This window comes from Tardiphaga sp. (assembly GCF_044336785.1).
Classification (GTDB): Bacteria; Pseudomonadota; Alphaproteobacteria; order Rhizobiales; family Xanthobacteraceae; genus Tardiphaga.
The window spans coordinates 17,055-40,071 of the sequence record NZ_JBIIOT010000039.1 but is presented as its reverse complement, the minus strand read 5'-3'; the positions used below and the strand labels follow the sequence as shown (position 1 = coordinate 40,071).

The window sequence follows — 23,017 nt, the reverse complement described above, 5'->3', positions numbered from 1 at the left end:
TTGCAAGAACGGCTGGGAGCTTTCATGAAGCACATCACCTGCATCGAAGACCTTCGTCTTGAACATAAGCGTAACGTGCCGAAGGCCTTCTTCGATTACGTCGATCACGGCTCCTATAGCGAGGACACGTTCCGCGCCAATACCGAAGACCTGCAGAAGCTGAAATTCCGCCAGCGCATCCTCGTCGATATCGCCAATCGCGACACCTCGACGACGATCCTCGGCGAAAAGGCGACCATGCCGCTGATCTGCGCGCCGGTCGGCTCCACCGGCATGCAATATGGCGACGGCGAAATTCACGCCTGCCGCTCGGCCCAGGCTTTCGGCATCCCCTATACGCTATCGACCATGTCGATCAATTCGATCGAGGACCTCGCCGAGAATGTCGAAAAGCCATTCTGGTTTCAGCTCTATGTGATGAAGGACCGCGGCTTCATCAAGGAATTGATCGAGCGCGCCATCAAGGCGAAGTGCAGCGCCCTGGTGCTGACCGTCGATCTGCAGGTGATCGGCCAGCGCCATCAGGATATCAAGAACGGCCTCTCGGTGCCGCCGCAGATCTACAATCTCAAGAACATGATCGACTTCATCAGCCATCCCTCCTGGCTGGTGCGCACGCTGCAGGCCAAGCGCCGCAACTTCGGCAATATTGCCGGCTTCGTGAAGAACACCGACGATCTGGAATCGGTGTCGCAATGGACCGCCCAGCAATTCGACGCGACGCTGAACTGGAAGGATCTTGACTGGATCCGCAGCATCTGGCCCGGCAAGATCGTGATCAAGGGCATCCACGACATCGAGGATGCCCGCGAGGCGGTGAAGGTCGGTGCCCAGGCGATGGTGGTGTCGAACCATGGCGGCCGCCAGCTCGACGGCGCACCGTCGTCGATCTCGGTGCTTCCCGGCATCGTGGATGCAGTCGGCTCGGAGATCGAAGTGATGTTCGACTCAGGCATCCGCTCCGGCCAGGACGTGATGCGCGCGCTCGCGCTCGGCGCCAAGTCCTGCATGATCGGCCGGGCCTATATCTATGGCCTCGGTGCTTACGGTGGCCCCGGCGTGACCAAGGCGCTGGACATCCTGCGCAACGAGCTCAGCGTGACGATGGGACTCTGCGGCGTGAACAACATCGCCGAAATCGACAAGCACGTGCTGGTGCAGTAACTCCGCGAGCCTCAACGAAAACTCCGTCATGCCCGGGTTAAGCCCGGCCATGACGAGAGCATCGCTGCTTTATCTCACATCGGCGGCGTCAGACCGTCCCGCCCGACATTCACGCGCGCCGTCTCGAACGTTCCATCGGACTTCTTGTCGGCGCCCATGATGATCACCTGAGCGCCCGGCTTCAGCTCGTCCTTGCTGCCCGGTACGAAGGTGACGATCGGCGTGTCCGGCGCAACGGTCACCTTCTTCTCACCGTCCTTGTATTTCACCGTCAGCATCTGGCCGTCCTTGGCCTCGACCTTCTGATCGACGGTGGCATTGGTCATGCTGCTGTTGGGCTTGAGATCCCACGGTCGCGTGCCCTCGCCCGTGCCGCGCATGGCTTCCGGGAAGATATGGATCGCGATCGCCTTCTGCGTGCCATCCCCCTGCGGCATACCGGTGACGCCGATATAATCGCCGGATTTGATGTCGGTCAGCGCCGCCTTGGTGATGCCGGTGACAGTCGCTTTGTCCGACAGCCGGACTTTCCGCTCGGCGCCGTCACGCGCCTTGATGGTCAGCATGGCGCCATCCACGCTCTCGATGGTCCCGCGAATGCGCAGTGGCTGCGGCTGCTGTGCGGAAGCGCTGGATAGAGTGAGAGATGCCGCCAGCGCCGCGCCCGCCAGCATGCGGGCCGAGGTCGAGATCAGATGAACCATGTCGTGTTTCCTTGAAAGCTGTCCCTGCCTTCAGATGGAAACCCTGCGCCATCAGCGCTATTCCCGCCTCACGTCACTGTGAGACGATCGGCCAAATAGGCCGCCGTGAGATCGGCCTCCACTTCGGCACGCAGTTCCGGCGTCACTTCCGGCCGCTGCCCGAACCACAATTCAAAGCCGCGCACTGCCTGATAGAGCAGCATGCCGAGACCATCCGCCGTGCGCAGCCCGCGCGCCCGCGCCGCTGCGAGCAGCGGGGTTTCCAGCGGCACATAAACGAGATCGGCAACCACCGCATTGTCGGGCAGCAGACCGAGATCGATGACAAGGTCCGGCTGCCCCTTCATGCCGAGCGACGTCGTGTTCACCAGCAGCGCGGCTTGCGGAAGCTTGCTCGCTGCAGCGTGCCACGCCAGCGGAATGACGCGCTCGCCGAACAACTTTGCAAGCTCCTGCGCACGCTCGATGCTGCGATTGGCGACATAGACATGCTTGATGCCACGTTCGAGCAAGCCGAACACGACAGCGCGCGACGATCCGCCGGCACCGAGCACGAGCGCATCGTCGGCGTGGTCCCACTCAGGTGCACAGTGATCGAGATTGTCGATGAAACCTTCGACATCGGTATTGGTCGCACGCAGCGTGCCGTGATCGTACCACAGCGTGTTCGCTGCACCGACGGCACGCGCGCGGCGATCTGGCGCCGTCAGCTTCAGCACGCGCTCCTTGTGCGGGATAGTGACATTGGCGCCGATATAGCCCCGCCGCGACAGATTCATCACGAAGTCAGCCACCTCTTCCGGCGGCACGGACTCGATTGTGTAGCCGCCCTCGATGCCCATATGGCGCAGCCAGTGATGATGGATCAGCGGCGAGCGCGAATGCGCGGCCGGCCAACCGATCAGGCAGGCAGCACGGGGCTTGGTAGCGTCGGACATGGTCTTTCCTTCGCTTCAACCGGAAGCGGTCGTCGCATGAGAATCATGCATGGGGCTGATGGCGATCATCGGGCAGGCTTGCGCCACGCTGCAAGGGCGACGATCACCGCGATCAACAATGCTGCACTTGCGGCGAGCCACACGGCGCCCAGGTTAAGATGCAGATAGGCGACCGTGCCGATCGCCGCTCCGGTCACCATTGCACTCCACAGCAAAAAGTTTGGAAACCACGCCCAAGGCGATCCGCCTTGCAGCGCAGCAGCGAGGAGTTGTCCGATCCGAACCAGTGTGCCGGTCATGTAAGTGAGCGCGATGCCCGTGGTGCCACCATCGGCCTGAAACATCGCATTCTCAAGACCCATCGCCAGCACGATGGCGATGATGGTGAGATCGGGCGCGCCCATCTGATAGGCCAACCCGCCCGCACCGAGCAGCAGGGTCTCTGTCACCAGCAGCATCCATTGGCGATGCCTGCCACGGCCATGACCGACCAGGCTGCCGAGGCCGGCGCCGACCACGAACAGCGCGATCAGCTTGAGCGCTTCCAGCGCCTTCGGCCAGTTGAGCTCGGCGATCATCACACCAAGCCGGGTCGAATTGCCGCTCATGAAGGAAATAAAGAGCCCGCCGAGATGGATGAAACCGACGCCATCGACATAGCCAGCCAGCGCGCTCAAGGCACAGGCCAGCGCGAGATTACTTTTCACAGTCAGCATGGTCGCCCGACTTCCCCACCGCGTTACCGCATTTATTCAAAAGCGGAGGCGGAAGGGCAAGAGCTCTGAGCAGAATTCATGAGGAAGTCCGCCTGCTCGGCGCGGCTCTGAAATCTCAATCTGGTGCCCGTAAAGCCATCGAAGAGCGACTGGTGGCCCGCAAACGACGTCGAGGTCGTGCGCCGCCAATAGGCCTCGGCCCAGTCGAGAAAGGCTGCATGGTCGGTGTCCGCGGCGCCCTTCCATGGGCCTCGCTCGGTCAGCCCGTCTTGGCAGACCTGCCACGGCATATCGAGCCAGATCAACGTGGTCGCAGATGGCAGCGCGACTGCGGCGAGCCAGCCATAGACGCCCTCGATCACCCAAAGTGGCTCAGCAGCAAGTTCGGCCACCATCGACGCCGCAACGTGCTCATCGCGCTTCACCGTGACGTCGTCCTGCCAGTGCACGCGGTCGAGGTCGGTGACCGGCATGTTTTCGCGTCGGGCAAGCTCACGCGCCAGCGTGGTCTTGCCCGAGCCGCTATTGCCGATGATCACAACCCGCGGTCCAAGCGCCATGGCGCCGATACTACGCCGCCACGCGATGCGCCGCCACGATCTGGTCGGCAGTCCGACCGTTCACTTCCGCCATGTGATCGAAGCTGCCGGTGAAGCTCCCCGCTCCCGCCGTCGCCGAGCGCAGTTCGACGATGAGATCGCCGATCTCCGCTTCGGGCAATTGGGCACGTACCACGTCCCAGCCCGTCCAGCCCTCGCGGGTGTCGAAGCCGATGATCTGGCCGCGCCGGCCGGACAGGATAGCGTTGATCTTCGCCGTCGCGTCGGACGGGCATACGATCTCCACTGCATGGATCGGCTCCAGCAGCACCGGCTGGCAATGCGGCAAGGCCTCGCTGACACCGATCCGCGCCGCCGTGCGAAACGCCTGATCGGAGGAGTCGACGCTGTGATAGGCGCCATCGGTCAACGTCACCTTGACGTCCACGACGGGAAAGCCGAGCGGCCCGCGGGCGAGCCCATCGACGACCCCTTCCTCCACGGCGGGGATGTAGTTGCGCGGCACCGCGCCGCCGACCACCTTGTCGTGAAACGCAAAGCCCTCGCCGCGGGTTTGCGGGCCGATCTCCAGCAGCACATCGCCGAACTGGCCGTGGCCGCCGGACTGCTTCTTGTGCTTGCCGCGATGGGTGACCGGCTTGCGGATGGTTTCACGATAGCCGATCGCAGGCGGATGCGATTTCACATGGATGCCGAAGCGATCGCGCAGCCGCTCCACGGCGACGCGCAGATGCATCTCTCCCTGCCCCCACAGCACGACACCATGGCTCTGTGCGCCATTGATGGAGTTGAGTGACGGATCCTCCTCGGTTAGCCGCAACAGGGCCTGACCGAGCTTCACATCATCCTTGCGGTCGATCGATGCCAGCACCATCGCCAGCACAGGCGACGGAGCAGCGCCGAGCTGCAGGGCATCGGGTGCGGCTTTTCCGGTCGCACAGACTTCGCCTGTCTTGACGACATCGAGCTTGCCAAGCGCAACCGTGTCACCCGTATTTGCGTGCCCCCGTTTGTCGCCGCCATGGGTCAGCGCGAGGATGCCGGAAAGGCGGCCGCTTTCACCTGATGATGCGATGACGGTCGCGCCATCATCGATCTGCCCCCGCAGAATGCGCGCGTAAGACAGTTTGCCGCCATGTTGCAAATGGCTGGTCTTAAAGATGTAGGCCAGCGCGTCTTTGCCGGCAGGCACACCAAGGCGACGCGCGGTATCTGCGACGCCCGGCGCCTCATGGCGCAACGCCTTCATCAAGCGCAGCACGCCATTCTCGCGGATCGCGGAGCCGATCAGCACCGGACAGATCAGCCCTTCACGCAGTTCACGCGCGAGATCGTCGAACACGGCGTCGGCCGGCGGCGCGATATCGTCGAGCAACTGCTCCATCAGCGCATCGTCGTGATCGGCGAGCTTCTCCAGCATCGAGAACCGCGCTTCCTTCTCGCGGTCGAGGTCGTTGCCGTCCAGCTTCACGACTTCGGACGCCTTGTGCTCGCGATAGACGAAAGCACGCTCCAGCGCGAGATCGACGAAACCGGCGACAAGATCGCCGTTCCAGATCGGAATCTGCCGTAGCACCAGCGGCACGCGCGAAGCCGGCTGTAGCGTCGCCAGCGTCTCGCGCACGCGCTGATGCGCGCGGTCGATCTTGTTGAGAAACAGAAAGCGCGGAATGTGCAGCTCTTCCAGCTCGCGCAGGATCAGCTGCAACTGCGGCAACTTGCGCTCATCGGCTTCGCAGACCACCACCGCCGCGTCCACGGCCGGCAGTGCCGCGCGCATGTCCTGCGCGAATTCGACAGAGCCGGGACAATCGATGAAGGTGTAGTCATCGCCCATGAATGTCGTCGTCACCGTGGTGAGACCGACACCCATTCTGTGTGCGCGTGCCTCGGGTGTCGCATCGCCGATGGTGTTACCGGCTTCGACACTCCCGGCTTTCGGGATCGCTCCCGTGCGCGCGAGGATCGCTTCCAGCAGTGTGGTTTTTCCGCTCTGGAAAGGGCCCACGAGTGCAATACATCGTGGACCGCCGGGTTTAAAAGGGATTGGGGGACTTCTCAGGTCTTGTCCCATACGCCGCCTCCTGATCTGGAGCTCGGCCCGTGATTGGGTCGGCGCAAGGATGCTCCGCCCGGTTCGGCAATTTGGCAAGACGGAAACGTCGCTGCGCTGCGATGGCAGAATTGGCGTCGTGTAGGGTGGGCAAAGCGAAGCGTGCCCGCCCTTGCATTCACAGACGACTGTGGTGGGCACGGCGCAACAGCGCCTTTGCCCACCCTTACATCGTTTCTACAGAACGACTTACCGCCCCGGACGCAGCTCCAGGCTTTCGAGACCGGCGGCGATATTGATGCCGGTGGATCCCTGCAAGCTCAGCGGCTGCAATGCGATTGAGTTCTGCGAGCCGCCAACCAGCACATTGGCGCCGAGACCGACGCCGAATGACGCGGAGCCCTGCGCGCCCGCATAATTGCCGGAGATATCGCCCTGCCCCGAATAGTTCACCGGCGCGAAGACAGCCCATGCCAGCGCCGTTTCCTGCGTGATACCGATATCGAGGCCGACCTTGCGGATGGTTGCTACATAAGGCTGATCGGCACGGCCGGTACCGGTCAGCACGCAGCCGAGATTGGTCACCGAACCGACGATGAAGCCGACGCTGGCACCACCACGGCAGTTGAGAACGCCAAGCTGTACCGGCTGCTGCGCCTGCGCGCTGAAGGTGACAATGGTTGCGGCAGCGAGGCCGAGAAAGAGTGAGAGGCGGCTCATCAAATGATCTCCGGATGACGGTGTGATGCTTGGATCGACGACGCGGCAAACCCGATCACATCCGCGTCAACGAACTATCCATATCCAATGATACCGCTCAATGACAGCGGGCCGCCTGCCACACGCCCAACAAAAAGGGCCCGCTTGCGCGAGCCCTTTCGTTAACCTTGTCATTTAGTCAGCGCGATCGCTTAGTTGCGGTTGCGGCGCTGCTTCTTGTAGCGGTGACCGCTGAGCGGGCCGGTCGATTCCAGCTGCAGCTGGACGACGCCCGAAGCCACGTTCAGGCCGGTCTGGCCCTGCACCGACACCGGCTGCAGGCCGTACAGATTGTTCGGGCCACCGACGAGGAAGTTGCCGCCGAAGCCGACGCCGACCGAGGCGTTGGTGCCGACGCCACCGTACTGACCGGCGAGACCGCCGCGCGGCACGCGGGTGGTCGGAGCGTAGATCGCCCACTGAACGGTGGTGTTGTCGGTGAAGCCGAGATCGAGGCCGAAGCGGCGGATGTTGGCGACATAACCTTCAGCGCGGCCACCGGCGCTCTGGAAAACGCAGTTCAAATGCGCGTTCGAGCCCAGCACGTAACCAACGTTCTGGCCACCACGGCATTCGAGCACGCCAACCTGCACCTGGCCGGGCTGCTGGGCATTCGCGGTCGCAACCGACGCCGAGAGCGCCACGGCCGCAAGGCCGATCATCTTGGAAAGTCGCATAGTAGAACTCCACCTTGGGGATTTTGATAGCGTGGGACAGTGATGGAAGCGCCGTGTCAAAAACATGGCGCTTCCGCGATTAAGCCCCGAAATCGTCAAAAGTTTCGCAGCTTCTTGGTTACCGAAGATTTCCGCAGAAGCGCTGGATGCGATTGCAGGCATCTTCGAGGTCCGACGTCTTGGTCGCGTAAGAGATACGGAATGCCGGGCCGAGGCCGAAGGCCGATCCCTGCACCACCGCAACGCCTTCGGTTTCCAGCAACTCCGTCACAAAGTCTTCGTCATTGGCAATGACCTTGCCCGAAGGCGCAGTCTTGCCGATCGTGCCGGCGCAGGACGGATAAACGTAGAACGCGCCTTCCGGACGCGGGCATTCGATGCCCGAAGCCTGGTTCAGCATGGCCACCACGAGATCGCGGCGCTCCTTGAACACGGCATTGTTCTTCGCGATGAAGTCCTGCGGACCGTTGAGCGCTTCCACGGCTGCCCACTGCGCGATCGACGACGGGTTCGAGGTCGACTGCGACTGGATGGTCGACATCGCCTTGATCAGGTTCGCCGGGCCGCCGGCATAACCGATGCGCCAGCCGGTCATGCAGTAAGCCTTCGACACGCCGTTCACGGTCAGGGTGCGGTCGTAAAGTTTCGGCTCGATCTGCGCGACGGTCGTGAACTCGAAGTCGTCATAGACGAGGTGCTCATACATATCGTCGGTCATCACCCAAACGTGAGGATGCTTCACGAGCACATCGGTGAGCGCCTGCAGTTCGGCCTTCTTGTAGGCCGCACCGGTCGGGTTCGACGGCGAACACAGAATAACCCACTTGGTCTTCGGCGTGATCGCAGCTTCCAGGGCTGCGGCCTGCAGCTTGAAACCGAATTCCGCGGTGCAGGTCACCGACACCGGCGTGCCGCCTGCGAGCGCCACCATTTCCGGATAGCTCACCCAGTACGGCGCCGGGATGATGACTTCATCGCCGGGGTTCAGCGTCGCCATCAGCGCATTGTACAGCACCTGCTTGCCGCCGGTGCCGACGATGATCTGGTTCGGCTTGTAGGTGACGCCGTTCTCGCGCTGAAACTTCGCGATGATCGCGTCCTTCAGCTCGGGAATGCCGTCCACGGCGGTGTACTTGGTCTTGCCGGCCTCGATGGCGTGAATGGCGGCCAGCTTGATGTTCGCCGGGGTGTCGAAATCGGGCTCGCCCGAACCAAGGCCGATGACGTTGCGACCAGCGGCTTTCAGCGCACGCGCTTTATCCGTGACCGCAATCGTTGCGGACGGCTTCACGCGGTCGAGAGCGCTAGACAAGAACGACATCATCTTCTCCTTGGGGAAACAGCCGGAGACCCGCGGTCCGCGGCGATAAAATTACGATCCTGCTTGGGATCGGCGCACCCTAGTGCGTGCGACCTGGCATCGCAAGGCAGTTGGGCTGCAAACGCATCTGGAAGCCATGCAATTTCAGGGAAATTTAAAGTGAGCGGGATAGGTTAACCCGCAGCCGCAATCGGCGATTTTGAGTGAAAATGTCCGGTATCCGGCAACAGATCATCAGCGGCACCTGGCTGACCTCGGAACGCATCCGCATCTATAGCGTGATCGTGCTCGCCATGGGTGTATTGGCCATCATCGCATGGGCCGCCCTTGCGGATGGCGCCATCGATCGCAACGGCAAGCCGCTCGGCACCGACTTCTCGAATGTCTATGCGGCCGGCACACTCGTCTGGCAGGGCAAGGCCGCGGATGCGTATGATCCGGCCTTGCAGCATGCCTCCGAAATCGCCGTCTTTGGCGGCCGTGATGTGCCGTTCTATGGCTGGCACTATCCGCCCTTCTTCCTCGTCATCGCCGCGCTGGTCGCCCTCGTCCCCTATCTCTGGGGCCTGGCACTCTGGCAGATCACGAGCTTCGCCGCCTATTGCGTTGCGATAGGCGCAATCCTGCCGCGGCGGGATACTTTGCTGGTCGCAGCCGCCTTCCCCGCGGTCTTCGTCAATCTCGGCCACGGACATAACGGCTTTCTGACCACCGCACTGCTCGGCGGCGCCTTGCTGTTGCTGGATCGACGCCCATGGCTTGCGGGGGTTCTGATCGGCCTCATCGCCTACAAGCCGCAATTCGGCGTACTGATTCCGCTCGCACTGCTGGCCGGCGGATATTGGCGCAGCATCGCCGGCGCCGCATTCACCGTGATCGCGCTCATCGCGTTCAGCACGATCATCTTCGGTACCGGCATCTGGCACGCCTTCGCGGAGTCCACTGCGTTCACACGCGATGTCGTCCTCGAACAAGGCGGCACCGGCTGGCCAAAGATCCAGTCGATCTTCTCGGCGATGCGCATGTGGGGCGCCGGCCTCCCGGTCGCTTATGCCGCGCAAGGACTGCTCGCTGCAGGTCTCGCAGTCAGCCTGGCCTGGCTGTGGCGCAGCGATGCCGCTTTCGCATTGAAGGCATCGGCCCTCGCCATCGCCAGCCTGCTCGCCACGCCTTACGTCCTCGACTACGACCTCATGGTCCTGGCCATCGCCATCGCCTATTGCGCCGGCCACGGCCTTCAACATGGTTTCAGGCCTTACGAGATCACGATGCTGGCTCTCGCCTGGATCATGCCCCTGCTCACGCGCAGCATTGCCGGCGCGATCCATCTGCCTCTCGGCCTGCTCACGATGATCGCGCTCTACGTCATCATCGTAAGACGCGCCGCCATCGACCAAAGAGCATTGCACCATCACGACAAAGTCGCGACAGCGTGATCTTTCGCACGCGCGAAGCTAGGCAGATTCAATTTTTCGGATGTCGAAAGTCCTTGGTGGTTTTCGACTTTTTCCAGTATCCGACCCTTGCGAGCGGACGCTCGGGGCATCATTGTCTAGGCGCAATGCGACGCTGAGGTCGCCCCGCATCACCCGAAAGATCGACCCCGGCGAATGTACAAGCTCTATTCGATGCAGCGCTCCGGCAACAGCTACAAGGTCCGCCTTGCGCTGGCGTTCATCGATGCGCCGTATCGCGCCGTCGAAGTCGATATTCTCCGCGGCGAGAGCCGGACACCGGAATTCCTCGCGAAGAATCCGAGCGGCCAGGTGCCGCTGCTCGAGATTGCCGAAGGCCGCTATCTCGCCGAATCCAATGCCATCCTGTGGTATGTCGCCGTGGGCACGTCACTGGCACCGGAATCGCGCATGGACCGCGCCGAGGCGATGCAATGGATGTTCTTCGAACAGCATGCGCTGGAGCCCAATATCGGCGCCGCCTATTTCTGGCTCTGTCTGGTGCGCGGCGGCCGCGACCTGCAGACCCACGCCCTCGATGACTGGATGGAGCGCGGCTATGCGGCGCTGCAGGTGATGGAGAATCACCTCAAGACCCACGAATTCTTCGCCGCCAACCAGCTAACCGTCGCCGACATCGCGCTCTATGCCTACACCCACGTGGCCGAGCAGTGCGATTTCGACCTGGCGAGCTTCCCGTCAATCCGCCGCTGGCTACGACATGTGGAGCAGCAGCCCGGCTTCGTCACTATGGATTGGCACCCGGTCTCGACGGAATATGATACCCTGGACGTGATCGCAGGGGCATAACTCGCGCATTCGTGAGCATAAAAAGCTCAAATGCCACTTTCCCGCCACAGTTGCCCCATTTCGCGCCGCAATCTCGCCCGTCGCCGCAGTAAATTTTAGTACGCGGATGATTCGTTCGCGATTTGAAGGATTTACGGCCATGATCCGGTCGCTTCGCGGGGTTGTTGGTTTTCAGGTGCGCCCCGCGCCCGTTGCATCTGTCAGGTTGATCAATGCCGTCGCGGCATCGCTGGCGGTCGGCTGCCTGTCACTTTGCGTCATTCTCGCTCTCACGATGCTATCGACCCGCGGCGTATCCGCGATGCCGCTCTGACGGTCGCAACAAGCACAAAAGCACATCGCGATGCCGTTACGCATCGCAGCATAAACCGTAACGACGCCTCCGTGATGGAGTCCGTGTGATGAAGAGTGCCCGATGAAACGGCCGGTGGTTTGGGTCACGACCTCGCTGATGATTGCAATCGTGGTGACGACGACATTTTTGATCGCCACCACGAGCCGCGGCGAACCGACCTCGTTCGGCTCGTCGGCCGGCCGGCTGGACGTGCAGACGGCTGCCTCCGGCCTGTCCTATCCATGGGCGCTCGCCTTCCTGCCCGAAGGCCGCATTTTGGTTACCGAGCGACCGGGCCGCATGCGCGTGGTCTCCCCGCAGGGACAATTGTCGACCGCTGTGAAGGGCGTGCCCGACGTCATGGCCACCGGCCAGGGCGGCCTGCTCGACGTCATCACCGACAAGGGCTTTGCCCAGAACAACACGATCTATTTCTGCTACTCGGAACGCGCCGGCAATGGCGGCCGCACTGCTGTGGCGCGCGCGAAACTCGTCGATGGCGCCGCACCCCGGCTCGACGATGTGAAGGTCATCTTCCGTCAAGACGGCCCGCTCTCGACTGGCAACCATTATGGCTGCCGTATCGTGCAGGCCGCCGACAACAATCTCTTTGTCACGCTCGGCGAGCACTATAGCGGCCGCAATGAAGCACAGAATCTTGCCAATCATCTCGGCAAGATCGTCCGCATCACCACCGATGGCGCGGCACCGCCGGACAATCCGTTCGTCGGCCGCAGCGATGCCAAGCCAGAGATCTGGAGCTACGGCCACCGCAATCCGCAGAGCCTTGCTATCAATCCCGCGACTAGCGAGCTTTGGGAAATCGAACACGGCCCGCGCGGCGGCGACGAGGTCAACATCATCGGCAAGGGCAAGAATTACGGCTGGCCGGTGATCGGCTACGGCATCGACTACTCTGGCGCCAAACTGCACGAGAGCACATCGAAGCCCGGCATGGAGCAGCCGATCAAGAACTGGGTGCCATCGATCGCGCCGTCCGGCATGGCTTTCTACAATGGCGACCTGTTTCCCCGCTGGCGCGGCAGCCTGTTCACCGGCGCCCTTGCGGGACAGTTCCTGGTACGGCTGCAACTAAATGGCAATGCGGTGACGTCAGAGGAGCGCATCCTGCAGAATCTAAACGAGCGCATTCGCGATGTCCGGCAAGGACCGGATGGCGCGCTATGGCTGCTGACAGATAGTTCAGCGGGTCGCCTGCTGCGGATTACGCCGGCAGGGAAGTGACACCGCTATTCCTGTCGTTACCCGCGAAAGCGGGTAACCCAGTAAACACTGGCAAGAGTGATCATCATGCCCAGTTGTGTATACTGGAGCGCCGGGTCAAGCCGGGCGACGACATACGGAGCGTTACAACAGCTCACCACTTGTGAAAAATGAAAAACGCCCCGAGCGCGATGAACGCGAAGCCCAGCGCGTGATTCCACCCCAGCGGCTCCTTCAGATACAGCACCGAGAATGCGGCAAACACGATCAGCGTGATCACCTCCTGCATCGTCTTCAGCTGCGCGGCGTTATAGACCTCGCTGCCCCAGCGATTGGCCGGCACCGCCAGCCAGTATTCGAAGAAAGCGATGCCCCAGCTGATCATGATGATGAGCGGCAGCGATGCTTCCTTGAATTTCAGATGCCCATACCAGGCGAAGGTCATGAAAATGTTCGAGGCCAGCAGCATCAGGATCGGCAGCAGCAGCGGCGAAATGAAAGTCGGCATCCGGTGATTATCCCTGTCAGAGCGCGGCGCTAACATCCGGCGGCCGCTGCCGGTTCCCACGGCTTCGATAGCATTTGAACCGAACATTGGGAAAATGCCGCCACCGCCATCCACACCGCTTTAGCGATGGCACAGGGAAACTGTGGGCCAAGACGCAACCACGCGTCACTGTGCGATTAATACCTCTGTACGGACACGGGTGAGCCCGATGCAGATCGACTGGCGCATGTTTCTCGATCCGGGAATAGAGACCGCAATCATCGTGATCGCGGCCCTGGGGATCACGCTCGGCGTCCGCCTGCATCGCAAGCGCCGTGCGGCCCGCCAACGCGCAGCCGAACAACACGCCACCGCCGAACGCCTCACCGCCGCCCTCGATCGCATCGATATCGGCATCGTGCTGCTCAATGCCGACACCCGCGCCGAATTTATCAACCGCGCTTTCCGCGACTATTTCGCGCTCCCCGACGCCAAGGCCGACAGCAAGCCTCCGCTGATCGCCTTGATGTATCACGCGCGCGATACGCGCGCTTACACGATCCCCGATGACGAGGTCGATCACTTCATCGCCCGCCGCATCGAGCAGATCCGCGGCGGCAATCCGGCCCCGGAAACGCTGCGCCTTGCCAGCGGCCGCGTGCTGCGCCTGAGCTGCACCGTGCTCCCCGATGGCGGGCGGATGCTGAGCTACACACCGGTCACCGACCTGATCCGCCATAACGACGCCAGGACCGACCGCGACTACTATCTCGCGCTGCGCGGCGGCGATGTGTTCGACAACCGATTAGACGCGGCGGAGTAAATCTGGGGCCTAGCCCAAGTTGCAGCCTGTGGATAGTTAACGCTGTCATGGCGATGTCACCCGGCGCAGCTAGGTTTTCCCTGCAGCCGGTCGCTTCCCCCCGTCGCCGACGGGCTGTTTCCCAGCGGTCTCCGTCAGTTGCCGCGCTGACCGGGACCGCTTCTTTTTGCCGATTTTACCTGCGGCGTCCGCATCGGTATAAGAGCCCCATGATCCGTCTCGTCGCCGTCGCCGTCTCGATGCTCACGATGATCCTGGTGCTGGCGCCGCTGCAACTCGCCTGCATCGCCTTTCGCTGGCGCCTGCAGCAGGTCATCCCGCATATTTTCCACACCGTGCTCTGCGCGGTGATCGGCATCCGCATCCATGAGGTCGGCACCCGCAGCAAGACCGCGCCGCTGCTGATCCTCTCCAATCACGCCTCCTGGCTCGACATCCTCGTCATCGGCGCGAGGACACCGGTGGTGTTCGTCGCCAAGAGCGAGGTGGCCGAATGGCCGCTGTTCGGCTGGCTGGCGAAGATGCAGCGCACGATCTTCGTCGAACGCGAACGCCGCCAGACCACCGGCGCCACCGCGCGCGAGATCGGCGACCGCATGGTGTCCGGTGATGCCGTGGTGCTGTTCGCCGAAGGCACGTCGAGCGACGGCATTCGCGTGCTGCCATTCCGCTCAGCGCTGGTCGGCTCGGTGCATCACGCGCTTGGCGAATCCACCCATCACGACAAGGTCATGGTGCAGCCGATGTCCATCGCCTATGTCGGCTTCGGTGGCCTGCCCGTGGGCCGTGCGCTGAATCAGCGTGTCGCCTGGTATGGCGATGTCGAGCTGGTGCCGCATCTGATCGGCATCCTCACCTCCGGCGCCATCGACGTCACCGTCACCTGGGGCGATGCGGTGGCTTACGACATGACGGCGGACCGCAAGGCGATCGCGCGTCAGGCCGAGAATGCTGTACGCCAGATGACCACGGCCGCGCTTCGCGCTGGCCCACCGAAGAAAGCGGTGCAGCCCGCGGCCGAACCGGTTGCAGAAGCGGCGCCGGCAATCGCGTGATTGCCGTAGGGCGGATTAGCGAAGCGCAACCCGCCGGCCGACTTCATAGCAGAAACTCCGCGGCGGATGACGGCTTCGCCTGATCCGCCCTACGGCTGCGACCTGCCTTGCAGCATCGCCCATGTCGCGCAATAGTCCGCGCCCTCGCTTCGTTCACAGGGCACTCCCATGGAAATCCGCAATCTCGGCCGCTCCGGCCTGCGCGTCTCGGCCGTCGGCCTCGGCTGCAACAATTTTGGCCAGCGAACGGATCTGGAGACGTCACGCAAAGTGATCCACAAGGCGATCGATCTCGGCATCACGCTGTTCGACACCGCCGACATTTATGCCGGCATGGGCGGCTCCGAGACCGTGCTCGGTGAAGTGCTGGGCGACCGTCGCAAGGACATCGTGCTGGCGACCAAATACGCCAAGCCCATGAGCACCGACGGCACCAAACAGGGCGCCTCGCGCCGCTACATTTTCAATGCCGTGGAAGCCAGCCTGAAGCGGCTGAAGACCGATTACATCGATCTCTATCAGCAGCACGATTTCGACGACCGCACGCCCATCGAGGAAACGCTCCGAGCCCTCGACGACCTCGTCCGCCAGGGCAAGGTCCGCTATATCGGCCATTCCAATTTCCCGGCCTGGCGCATTGCGGAAGCCGAATTCACCGCGCGTCAGCTCGGCACCGCACCATTCGTGTCGAGCCAGGACGAATACAGCCTGGTCGTCCGCGGCATCGAGAAAGACCTGCTGCCCGCAGCTCAGCAATACAATCTCGGCCTGCTGCCGTTCTTCCCGCTCGCCAACGGCCTGCTCACCGGCAAATACAAGCCCGGCGTGGAGCCGCCCGCCGACAGCCGCTTCGCCAAGGCACCGGCACTGCGTGACCGCTCGGCAACGCCGCGCAACGAGGCGATGGCAGTGAAACTCGACGCCTTCGCGCAGGAGCGCGGCCATACGCTGCTCGAACTCGCCTTCTCCTGGCTCGCCGCACGGCCGCAGGTCTCCAGCGTCATTGCCGGTGCAACGCGGGTGGAGCAGATCGAGCAGAATGTGAAAGCGGCGAGCTGGAAGCTGAGTGCGGAAGATATGGCGGAGATCGACAAGATCACGCTGGGCTAGCCGTCATTGCGAGCGAAGCGAAGCAATCCAGCTCTTTGCCAAAGACTGGATTGCCGCGTCGCTTCGCTCCTCGCAATGACGGGGGAGAGGCCGGTGGCTACCCGACCAGCCCCTTCACCGGCTTCACCAGCGCGCTATCCGGAAATACCCGTTCCGCCAGCACGCGCTCACCAAGACCGAGATGATCGTGCAGCACGCCTTTCAGCACCGCGCGTAAATCTGTCGTCGGTGCCAGGTCGCGGCCATCATGCAGCCGACCATTCGCCAGCCCCGGCCAATCCGCAATCACACGCCCGCCCTTCACAGCACCACCGGCCAGCAGCGCGATCGTGCCGGTGCCGTGATCGGTGCCGGCGGTGCCGTTGATCTTTGCGGTCCGCCCGAACTCCGTCGCGACCACCACCACCGTATCGCGCCAATGCGCCCCGAGTCCGCTCTGGAATTCCGCCAGCGCCGCATCGAGCCCACCCAGCAATTGCGCGAGGCGCCCGACCGGCCCGCCCTCCTGCGCATGTGTATCCCAGCCATCGAAGGCCAGCGCCGCGACACGCGGTCCGTCATCGGCCGCCATCAGCTTCGCAGCACCGCGCGCCACCTGCTTCATGGCATCGACACCGTTGCCGCCCTTCGGCTTCATGTCGGTGCCAACCGCAAGCTTGTCGAGCTTCAAGCCCTGCGACAGCGCCGCAGCCAAAGCGGGGTCGCGATCGCCATAGAGCTGCAGCAGCCGCATCGCCGTATCATCCGCCGCATTGGGCAGATTGACCGGCGACCAGCCCACCGTCGGCGCGGCGCCGCGCAGCACCAGCGGCGTGGTCGGCCCGACTGCGAGACCGGAAGTCACGCGTTCACCACGCGGCAGCGCCTCGATGGCGCGGTTGAGCCAGCCGGACTGCACGCGACCGGGACCGGGATAGCCGCTTTCCAGCACATCCTGCCCGTCGAAATGCGAACGCTCGCGATAGGACGTCGCCACCGCATGCACGATGGCCGCCTGCTTGTCGCGATACATCCGCGCAAATTCCGGCATCGCCGGATGCAGGCCGAAGAAACCATCGAGCCCGATGGCGGCATTCGCGCCGTCCTTCTGGAGCGCGATCGATCCATGCAGCCCCGCATAATCGGGATCGCCCAAGGGTGCGACCGTTGCGAGCCCATCCAGCGCGCCGCGCAAAATCACAACGATCAGCCGTGGATCGCGCGCATCGGCCGCGCGTGCGAATTTCGGCAAGTAAGCCCAGGCCGCAAAGGCGGCGCCGGAGAGCAGCAACGAGCGACGCGTCGGCGCAAGCGTCCGGCTTTCACAACACTCCATCGTCATCTCCTCTGGAATTCCGGCGACATCAGCAACAGCGCCAGCGCCTGTTGCCGCGTCTCCGCGCGCGCGACAGTCTGGCGCGTCTCGGTGGACGCTGCCTCGCCTGCGACGATCTCGAGCAATTCGCGTGGATCCATGCTGTCGGGAATTCGCGACGATACCTGCGCCGCCAGATCGAGCCGTAGTTTCATGCCTTCCGGCACGGCCCATGCGGCATTGCTGTCCGGGAAACCATTCGGCCCCGCCGGCGTCCACAGCGGCTGGCCCAGTGCCTGTAACCCGGCAAAGTAGCGATTGGGATCCTCGGGAATACGCGCGAGCAATCGCCCGGTGGCAATAAGATATTCATAGGGCGTGCGCAGCTTCGTGACCGGCGCCTGCCAGGCCTCATTCGAGTCCAGCAGAGCCAAAACCACCGCTTTCAGATCCCCATCGGTCTTCCTGAACACGCCCTCCAGCCGCGCCACCAGCGCAGGCTGCGGCGCATCCGCCACGAAATGCTGCGCCAGTTTGAGCGCGATGAATTTTGCCGTGGATGGATGCCGCGCGATATCGGCAAGCGCCAACTCGCCCTGCGCAACGCCGGTGTCGTCATAGGTCTTGCCCAGTAATTGCTGCGCGCCGGGCTCATGAGCATTGGCATTGAAAGCAAACGTACCGGGCGCACCAAGCCGGCCTTCGCGGCCCACATAGGTCCACCCCGTGATGATACGCGCCAGCGACGTCACATCGGTCTGCGTATAGCCGCCGCCGACACCCAGCGTGTGCAGTTCCATGATCTCGCGGGCGAGATTTTCATTGAGCCCGCGCTTCTGGTTCTGGCCGGCGCGCGAATTCGGGCCGATGGATTGCTGGTTGTCGAGAAAGAACAGCATCGCCGGATGCTGCTCCACCGCACGCAGCATATCGGCGAATTTGCCGAGCACATGCGGCCGGATCGCCTCGCGCTCGAACGAGCCCGCCCACATCCGCGCCGGCTCGCCCTTGCTCGCCGAGATGCAGAAGTGGTTCGACCAGAACACCACGAGCCGTTCGACGAAGCCGCCTTCCGCAATCGTCGCGCGCTGGATGCGGGCCAGCGCTTCGGCACGATATGTCTTCTGCACCACATTCTGCGGCATCGGTGCCGGCGGAGGTTTTGGCGCATCGGGCTGCACCGTCATGGTCGTGTTGCCGGTCATCGCCGGCGCTTCCGGTTTCTTCTTCGCCTCGACGGGAGCCGCCTTGGCAGCCGCTTCCCGCGCCGTGCGCACTTCCAGTTGATAGGCAAACATCGCCTGGGCCAGTTCCGGCGTGGCCTGCAGCCCCGGCAGTTCCAGCATCGCGGCTTGCGGGCGCGCCAGTTCCGCCTTTACATAACCGCGCGGATCGGACGCGGCATTGACGATATCGCCCGATGCCCCGCCACGGGCGCCGAAGCCGAAACGATTAAGCGCAATCAACGCGCCTTGCGGGTCGCGAGCCATCGGGGTTTCCTTCGCGCATCGCCGCCCTATGATGCAGGCGTGGCGGCGATGGTCTGATCCGGATATGCGGTTCCGGCACATGAATGCCACATGAAGATCGCACGGAAATTGAGGCCGTTTGCATGACAAATCGGACAGGAACCGACAGCTTGCCCGGCGATGCCGCGCCGAGCCGCAGCCTGACCTGCTCGGCCTGCGGTACCGAATTCGGCTGCGACCTCTCCGGCAATTGCTGGTGTGCCGAAGAGCCAGCGAAACTGCCGATGCCGACCACCGGCGGCGATTGCCTGTGCCGCGACTGCCTGCGCAAGGCTGCAGCCGCGCATGCGCGCGCCACATCGGTCTGATCCAACCTCGTCCGTGATCGGACATATCGACGCTGCGCGCACAAGGACCACCGCAAAATGTTGCGTGTCATGACGCGCCGCGCGGCCATATCTTCCAACCACGATGCAACATTACAAATCCCCCATCTTGGCTGACATTGCGGCGTCGGATGCTTTGCATTTCATGAAGGTTTTCCGTCGAGGTTGAGCGAAAGCCAGACGTGCGGATGTCATCCGCCTGCATCGGAAAGCCCTGTGATCAATCTGCCTGTCTCCATTCGCCGCGCGCTTCTCGCGACCATCGCTGTCGGCATCTTCCTCGCCGCCGATGCGCGCACCTCGCATGCCGCACAACATCTGCTGTCGCGCGACGATCTGAAAGCCGTGTCGGAAGCAACGCGCCTCGCCAATGCCGGCAAGCTCGATGCGGCCACGACCGTGCGCGACCACATCCGCGATCCGCTCGGGCGCAAGCTGGCGGAATGGGTGATCCTGCGCGCCGATGGCGGCACTGAATTCGCGCGCTACGCCAATTTCATCCACGCCAATCCGGCCTGGCCCGGCATGACATTGATGCAGCGGCGCGCCGAGGCGCGGCTGTGGATCGAGCGCGCCGATGCAACCACCGTGCGCGCTTTCTTCAGCGGGCGTGAACCGCGCACCGCACTCGGGCAGTTGGCGATGGCCCGCGCCCTCGCTTCGCTCGGCGACGCCCGTGCCATTCGCTATGCGAGTTCGGCCTGGCGCAGCGAGGGCTTTTCAACCAGCACCGAGACGGAGGTCCTGAGACTGTTCGGGACGCGGCTGACTCAGGCTGATCACGCTGCCCGCATGCATAGCCGGCTCTATGCCAATGACTTCGGCAACGCGATGCGCGCCGCAAAACATCTCGGTCCTGGCGCTATCGCCATCGTGTCGGCACGTGCCGCGGTGATCGGCAAGAAGCCCAACACCGCTGCCCTGCTCGCCGCCGTACCCGCCAATGTCCGCAGCGATGCCGCCTATCAGTTCACCCGTATCCAGTGGCTGCGCCGCAGCGGCCGTGACAGCGAGGCAGCGCAGCTCATGCTGTCGGCGCCGCGCGATCAGAGCGTGATCAACAGTCCCGACATCTGGTGGGTCGAACGCCGCGCGCTGGTGCGCTCGCTGCTGGACGATGGCAAGGCCAAGCTCGCTTATCGCCTGGCGCATGATGCCGCGCCAGAGAAGGAAACCTATCGCGTCGATCGCGCTTTCATGGCCGGCTGGATCGCGCTGCGCTTCCTGCGCGACCACCAGACGGCGACGCGTCACTTCAACGAGATCCCGGCACTCACAAACGGCCCCACTGCGCTGGCGCGTGCGCAATACTGGCTCGGCCGCGCTGCTGACACCGGCCGCAATCGCGCGTCTGCGCAGCAGCACTACGCCCTCGCCGCCCAGCACGGCACCACCTATTACGGCCAGCTCGCTTGTGCGCGGATCGGTTGCCGCCATACCCGGCTGCGCAGCCCGCCGACGATCACTCAGTCTCAGCCCGCCACGCCTGCCAGTCGCGAGCTCCTGCGCGCCGTCGAGCTTCTCTATGCGTCTGGCAATCGCCGCCTTGTCGTGCCCTTCGTTGGCGATCTTCAGCGCAGCAACGACATCGCCTTGCTGGCCATGGTGGGCGATTCCGCGCGAAAGCACCGCGATCCCGGCGCCATGCTGTCCGTCGGCCGCGCCGCGCTCAATCGCGGGCTCGCTTTCGACAGCTACGCGTTTCCCGCCACCGGTCTGCCCGATTTTGCCCCGATCGGCGCAAAGACCGACAAGAGCCTGGTCTATGCCATCAGCCGCACCGAGAGCGCCTTCAATCCGCGCATCACCTCCGGCGCGCTGGCCACCGGCTATATGCAGGTGACACCCGCCGCCGGCCAGACGCTGGCGCGGCGCATGGGCTTCACCTTCAGCAATGACCGCCTGCACAACGATCCCGCCTATAATCTGCAACTCGGCTCGGCGGAGATCGCCAACCTGCTGAGCGACTATGACGGCAACCATGTGCTCGCCTTCGTCGGCTACAATGCCGGCCGCGGCCGCGTGCGACAGTGGATCGAGCGTTACGGCGATCCGCGTCGGCCCAATGTCGATGTCGTCGATTGGGTCGAGCGCATTCCTTATGCGGAAACACGCAATTACGTGCAACGCGTGCTGGAAAACCTGCAGGTCTATCGCGCCCGCTTCGGCACTCCGGAACTGGCGATCGAGGCGCATATGCGGGGCCGACAGGGATAGGCATCAGGCTGAGCAATTGAGATATCGCAAAGCCCCGCCCTTCGACCGGTTCTAGGCTGTCCTCAGCAAGAGGACGAACACCATGCGATCGGACTGGGCGAAATCCTACGGGCAGGACCGGCTGCCGCGCTATACGAGCTATCCAACAGCGCCGCATTTCTCCCCGTCGATCACAGAGGCGCATTACGCAAACTGGCTGGCGGCACTGTCGGCCTCGCAGCCGACGTCGCTTTACGTGCATGTCCCGTTCTGCCGCGCCATGTGCTGGTATTGCGGCTGCCACACATCACTCACCAAGCGCGACGAGCCGATCGCTATCTACACGGCCGCCCTGCGCCGCGAGGCCAAGATCGTGGCACAGACCATCGGCCATCGGCAGCCGATCTCGCATATCGCCTTTGGCGGCGGCACGCCGACGATCATGTCGCCGCAATCCTTCATTGATCTCATGGGCGCGCTGCATTTTTCCTATGCCGTGCACCCCGACGCCGAGATCGCCGTCGAGATCGATCCGCGCACACTCACCGCTGACATGACCGAGGCGCTCGGACAGTGCGGTGTCAACCGCGCCAGCCTGGGCATACAGAGCTTCGATCCCGCCGTGCAGCGCGCCATCAACCGCTTGCAGAGTTTTGAACAGACCGCCGCCGCCGTCCAATCGCTGCGCGATGCCGGCGTGGGCAGGATCAATTTCGATCTGCTCTACGGCCTGCCGCTGCAGACCGTGGACTCATGCCTCGACACGGTCGCCAAATGCATCGCGCTGCGGCCCGATCGCCTCTCGGTGTTTGGCTATGCGCATATCCCCTCCTTCAAGAAGCATCAGCGCAAGATCGCGGACGACACGCTGCCTGATAGTCCCGAGCGACACCTGCAATCCGAAGCCATTGCCGAAGCCCTGATCGATGCCGGCTATGTGCGCATCGGCCTCGATCACTTCGCATTGCCCGAAGACAATCTTGCCATCGCCCAGCAGGCTGGACGTCTGCATCGCAATTTTCAGGGCTATACCGACGATAGCGCCAACATACTGATCGGTCTCGGCGCCAGCGCCATCGGACGCATGCCTGACGGGTTCGTGCAGAATGCGGTGCCGGTGCGGGATTATCTCGCGCGCATCGCCGAAGGCCGGCTTTCAACAGTGAAAGGCTACCTCCTGACGGAAGACGATCGCTTCCGCGCCGATCTCATCGAGCGCGTCATGTGCGACATGGCGGTGGATCTGCCGCAGGTATCCCATTTGCACGGCAAGGATCCACATTCGGCGATCATCGATCGCGCGCGGATCGACAGGCTCGTGGCGGACGGCGCTGTAATGCTTCTCGACGACCGGCTGTCAGTCAGCAGCGGCGCCGAATTCCTTGTCCGCAGCGTGGCATCCGCCTTCGATGCCCATCTGGCGCGATCGACGGCGGTGCATAGCCGCGCCGTCTGACAGAGCACGATCCCGAAAAGTGGCTTC

At 63.3% G+C, this 23,017-nt stretch carries 21 protein-coding genes; 10 read left to right on the top strand and 11 right to left on the bottom strand.

Going from position 1 to position 23,017, the window contains the following annotated elements:
- Positions 1–24: 24 nt before the first annotated feature.
- Positions 25–1,164: an L-lactate dehydrogenase gene (locus tag ACIQ2A_RS13265; RefSeq protein WP_398479785.1), complete on the top strand. Its 1,140-nt coding sequence runs from the start codon at positions 25–27 to the stop codon at positions 1,162–1,164.
- Between the two features lie 74 nt (positions 1,165–1,238).
- Here the strand turns inward: ACIQ2A_RS13265 and ACIQ2A_RS13260 are convergent, their stop codons facing one another.
- The 8 genes from ACIQ2A_RS13260 to ACIQ2A_RS13225 all read right to left on the bottom strand — a co-directional run bounded on the left by ACIQ2A_RS13260 (position 1,239) and on the right by ACIQ2A_RS13225 (position 8,892).
- Entirely contained in the window at positions 1,239–1,868 is a 630-nt protein-coding gene (locus tag ACIQ2A_RS13260; protein WP_398479783.1) for a hypothetical protein, read from the bottom strand.
- Between the two features lie 68 nt (positions 1,869–1,936).
- Positions 1,937–2,806, bottom strand: a complete 870-nt coding sequence (locus tag ACIQ2A_RS13255) for a shikimate dehydrogenase (RefSeq protein ID WP_398479781.1) — start codon at positions 2,804–2,806, stop codon at positions 1,937–1,939.
- A 65-nt stretch (positions 2,807–2,871) separates the two neighbouring features.
- Positions 2,872–3,522 (bottom strand): YoaK family protein, encoded by a 651-nt coding sequence (locus ACIQ2A_RS13250; RefSeq protein ID WP_398479779.1) that lies wholly within the window; start codon positions 3,520–3,522, stop codon positions 2,872–2,874.
- A gap of 32 nt (positions 3,523–3,554) precedes the next feature.
- Positions 3,555–4,082 carry a hypothetical protein gene (locus ACIQ2A_RS13245; RefSeq protein WP_398479777.1) on the bottom strand — a complete coding sequence of 176 codons (528 nt, stop codon included), beginning with the start codon at positions 4,080–4,082 and terminating at the stop codon, positions 3,555–3,557.
- 10 nt (positions 4,083–4,092) lie between these two features.
- Entirely contained in the window at positions 4,093–6,156 is a 2,064-nt protein-coding gene (locus tag ACIQ2A_RS13240) for an elongation factor G (protein ID WP_398479775.1), read from the bottom strand.
- A 228-nt stretch (positions 6,157–6,384) separates the two neighbouring features.
- Positions 6,385–6,855 (bottom strand): DUF992 domain-containing protein, encoded by a 471-nt coding sequence (locus ACIQ2A_RS13235; RefSeq protein ID WP_398479773.1) that lies wholly within the window; start codon positions 6,853–6,855, stop codon positions 6,385–6,387.
- 191 nt (positions 6,856–7,046) lie between these two features.
- On the bottom strand, positions 7,047–7,571 hold the full coding sequence (locus tag ACIQ2A_RS13230) for a DUF992 domain-containing protein (RefSeq protein WP_398479771.1): 525 nt from the start codon (positions 7,569–7,571) through the stop codon (positions 7,047–7,049).
- A gap of 118 nt (positions 7,572–7,689) precedes the next feature.
- Positions 7,690–8,892 (bottom strand): pyridoxal phosphate-dependent aminotransferase, encoded by a 1,203-nt coding sequence (locus ACIQ2A_RS13225; RefSeq protein WP_398479769.1) that lies wholly within the window; start codon positions 8,890–8,892, stop codon positions 7,690–7,692.
- 209 nt (positions 8,893–9,101) lie between these two features.
- On the opposite strand from ACIQ2A_RS13225, the gene ACIQ2A_RS13220 reads away from it, so the two are divergent.
- The 3 genes from ACIQ2A_RS13220 to ACIQ2A_RS13210 all read left to right on the top strand — a co-directional run bounded on the left by ACIQ2A_RS13220 (position 9,102) and on the right by ACIQ2A_RS13210 (position 12,735).
- Positions 9,102–10,328, top strand: a complete 1,227-nt coding sequence (locus ACIQ2A_RS13220) for a glycosyltransferase family 87 protein (protein ID WP_398479801.1) — start codon at positions 9,102–9,104, stop codon at positions 10,326–10,328.
- 174 nt (positions 10,329–10,502) lie between these two features.
- Positions 10,503–11,156: a glutathione S-transferase family protein gene (locus ACIQ2A_RS13215; RefSeq protein WP_398479767.1), complete on the top strand. Its 654-nt coding sequence runs from the start codon at positions 10,503–10,505 to the stop codon at positions 11,154–11,156.
- Between the two features lie 415 nt (positions 11,157–11,571).
- Complete coding sequence (locus tag ACIQ2A_RS13210; protein ID WP_398479765.1) at positions 11,572–12,735, top strand: PQQ-dependent sugar dehydrogenase; 1,164 nt, start codon at positions 11,572–11,574, stop codon at positions 12,733–12,735.
- Between the two features lie 133 nt (positions 12,736–12,868).
- Here ACIQ2A_RS13210 and ACIQ2A_RS13205 read toward each other — a convergent pair whose 3' ends face one another.
- Positions 12,869–13,222, bottom strand: coding sequence for a DMT family protein (locus tag ACIQ2A_RS13205; protein WP_398479763.1), 354 nt, complete (start codon positions 13,220–13,222; stop codon positions 12,869–12,871).
- 208 nt (positions 13,223–13,430) lie between these two features.
- Between ACIQ2A_RS13205 and ACIQ2A_RS13200 the strand changes: the two genes are divergently transcribed.
- From ACIQ2A_RS13200 to ACIQ2A_RS13190, 3 genes are all read left to right on the top strand, one after another.
- A complete protein-coding gene (locus ACIQ2A_RS13200; RefSeq protein ID WP_398479761.1) occupies positions 13,431–14,024 on the top strand; it encodes a PAS-domain containing protein in 594 nt (197 codons plus the stop codon).
- A 209-nt stretch (positions 14,025–14,233) separates the two neighbouring features.
- Positions 14,234–15,079, top strand: a complete 846-nt coding sequence (locus ACIQ2A_RS13195) for a lysophospholipid acyltransferase family protein (RefSeq protein ID WP_398479759.1) — start codon at positions 14,234–14,236, stop codon at positions 15,077–15,079.
- 168 nt (positions 15,080–15,247) lie between these two features.
- Positions 15,248–16,189, top strand: coding sequence for an aldo/keto reductase (locus tag ACIQ2A_RS13190; RefSeq protein WP_398479757.1), 942 nt, complete (start codon positions 15,248–15,250; stop codon positions 16,187–16,189).
- Between the two features lie 97 nt (positions 16,190–16,286).
- Here the strand turns inward: ACIQ2A_RS13190 and ACIQ2A_RS13185 are convergent, their stop codons facing one another.
- Together ACIQ2A_RS13185 and ACIQ2A_RS13180 are read right to left on the bottom strand one after the other, a co-directional pair.
- A complete protein-coding gene (locus ACIQ2A_RS13185; RefSeq protein WP_398479755.1) occupies positions 16,287–17,510 on the bottom strand; it encodes a DUF1501 domain-containing protein in 1,224 nt (407 codons plus the stop codon).
- Positions 17,507–18,973, bottom strand: a complete 1,467-nt coding sequence (locus tag ACIQ2A_RS13180) for a DUF1800 family protein (protein WP_398479753.1) — start codon at positions 18,971–18,973, stop codon at positions 17,507–17,509. Before ACIQ2A_RS13180 ends, ACIQ2A_RS13185 begins: the two co-directional genes overlap by 4 nt.
- A gap of 122 nt (positions 18,974–19,095) precedes the next feature.
- On the opposite strand from ACIQ2A_RS13180, the gene ACIQ2A_RS13175 reads away from it, so the two are divergent.
- The 3 genes from ACIQ2A_RS13175 (at position 19,096) to hemN (ending at position 22,990) form a co-directional block, all read left to right on the top strand.
- Complete coding sequence (locus ACIQ2A_RS13175; RefSeq protein ID WP_398479751.1) at positions 19,096–19,320, top strand: hypothetical protein; 225 nt, start codon at positions 19,096–19,098, stop codon at positions 19,318–19,320.
- A gap of 234 nt (positions 19,321–19,554) precedes the next feature.
- Complete coding sequence (locus tag ACIQ2A_RS13170) at positions 19,555–21,555, top strand: lytic transglycosylase domain-containing protein (RefSeq protein WP_398479749.1); 2,001 nt, start codon at positions 19,555–19,557, stop codon at positions 21,553–21,555.
- Positions 21,556–21,637: 82 nt separating this feature from the next.
- Positions 21,638–22,990 carry an oxygen-independent coproporphyrinogen III oxidase gene (gene hemN, locus ACIQ2A_RS13165; RefSeq protein WP_398479747.1) on the top strand — a complete coding sequence of 451 codons (1,353 nt, stop codon included), beginning with the start codon at positions 21,638–21,640 and terminating at the stop codon, positions 22,988–22,990.
- Positions 22,991–23,017: the final 27 nt, after the last annotated feature.

What these genes read in the sequence shown, in the direction of transcription:
- ACIQ2A_RS13265 (WP_398479785.1), top strand. Translation starts at nt 25, where the DNA reads ATGAAGCACATCACCTGCATCGAAGACCTTCGTCTTGAACATAAGCGT.
- ACIQ2A_RS13260 (WP_398479783.1), bottom strand. Translation starts at nt 1,868, where the DNA reads ATGGTTCATCTGATCTCGACCTCGGCCCGCATGCTGGCGGGCGCGGCG.
- ACIQ2A_RS13255 (WP_398479781.1), bottom strand. Translation starts at nt 2,806, where the DNA reads ATGTCCGACGCTACCAAGCCCCGTGCTGCCTGCCTGATCGGTTGGCCG.
- ACIQ2A_RS13250 (WP_398479779.1), bottom strand. Translation starts at nt 3,522, where the DNA reads ATGCTGACTGTGAAAAGTAATCTCGCGCTGGCCTGTGCCTTGAGCGCG.
- ACIQ2A_RS13245 (WP_398479777.1), bottom strand. Translation starts at nt 4,082, where the DNA reads ATGGCGCTTGGACCGCGGGTTGTGATCATCGGCAATAGCGGCTCGGGC.
- ACIQ2A_RS13240 (WP_398479775.1), bottom strand. Translation starts at nt 6,156, where the DNA reads ATGGGACAAGACCTGAGAAGTCCCCCAATCCCTTTTAAACCCGGCGGT.
- ACIQ2A_RS13235 (WP_398479773.1), bottom strand. Translation starts at nt 6,855, where the DNA reads ATGAGCCGCCTCTCACTCTTTCTCGGCCTCGCTGCCGCAACCATTGTC.
- ACIQ2A_RS13230 (WP_398479771.1), bottom strand. Translation starts at nt 7,571, where the DNA reads ATGCGACTTTCCAAGATGATCGGCCTTGCGGCCGTGGCGCTCTCGGCG.
- ACIQ2A_RS13225 (WP_398479769.1), bottom strand. Translation starts at nt 8,892, where the DNA reads ATGTCGTTCTTGTCTAGCGCTCTCGACCGCGTGAAGCCGTCCGCAACG.
- ACIQ2A_RS13220 (WP_398479801.1), top strand. Translation starts at nt 9,102, where the DNA reads ATGTCCGGTATCCGGCAACAGATCATCAGCGGCACCTGGCTGACCTCG.
- ACIQ2A_RS13215 (WP_398479767.1), top strand. Translation starts at nt 10,503, where the DNA reads ATGTACAAGCTCTATTCGATGCAGCGCTCCGGCAACAGCTACAAGGTC.
- ACIQ2A_RS13210 (WP_398479765.1), top strand. Translation starts at nt 11,572, where the DNA reads ATGAAACGGCCGGTGGTTTGGGTCACGACCTCGCTGATGATTGCAATC.
- ACIQ2A_RS13205 (WP_398479763.1), bottom strand. Translation starts at nt 13,222, where the DNA reads ATGCCGACTTTCATTTCGCCGCTGCTGCTGCCGATCCTGATGCTGCTG.
- ACIQ2A_RS13200 (WP_398479761.1), top strand. Translation starts at nt 13,431, where the DNA reads ATGCAGATCGACTGGCGCATGTTTCTCGATCCGGGAATAGAGACCGCA.
- ACIQ2A_RS13195 (WP_398479759.1), top strand. Translation starts at nt 14,234, where the DNA reads ATGATCCGTCTCGTCGCCGTCGCCGTCTCGATGCTCACGATGATCCTG.
- ACIQ2A_RS13190 (WP_398479757.1), top strand. Translation starts at nt 15,248, where the DNA reads ATGGAAATCCGCAATCTCGGCCGCTCCGGCCTGCGCGTCTCGGCCGTC.
- ACIQ2A_RS13185 (WP_398479755.1), bottom strand. Translation starts at nt 17,510, where the DNA reads ATGACGATGGAGTGTTGTGAAAGCCGGACGCTTGCGCCGACGCGTCGC.
- ACIQ2A_RS13180 (WP_398479753.1), bottom strand. Translation starts at nt 18,973, where the DNA reads ATGGCTCGCGACCCGCAAGGCGCGTTGATTGCGCTTAATCGTTTCGGC.
- ACIQ2A_RS13175 (WP_398479751.1), top strand. Translation starts at nt 19,096, where the DNA reads ATGACAAATCGGACAGGAACCGACAGCTTGCCCGGCGATGCCGCGCCG.
- hemN (WP_398479747.1), top strand. Translation starts at nt 21,638, where the DNA reads ATGCGATCGGACTGGGCGAAATCCTACGGGCAGGACCGGCTGCCGCGC.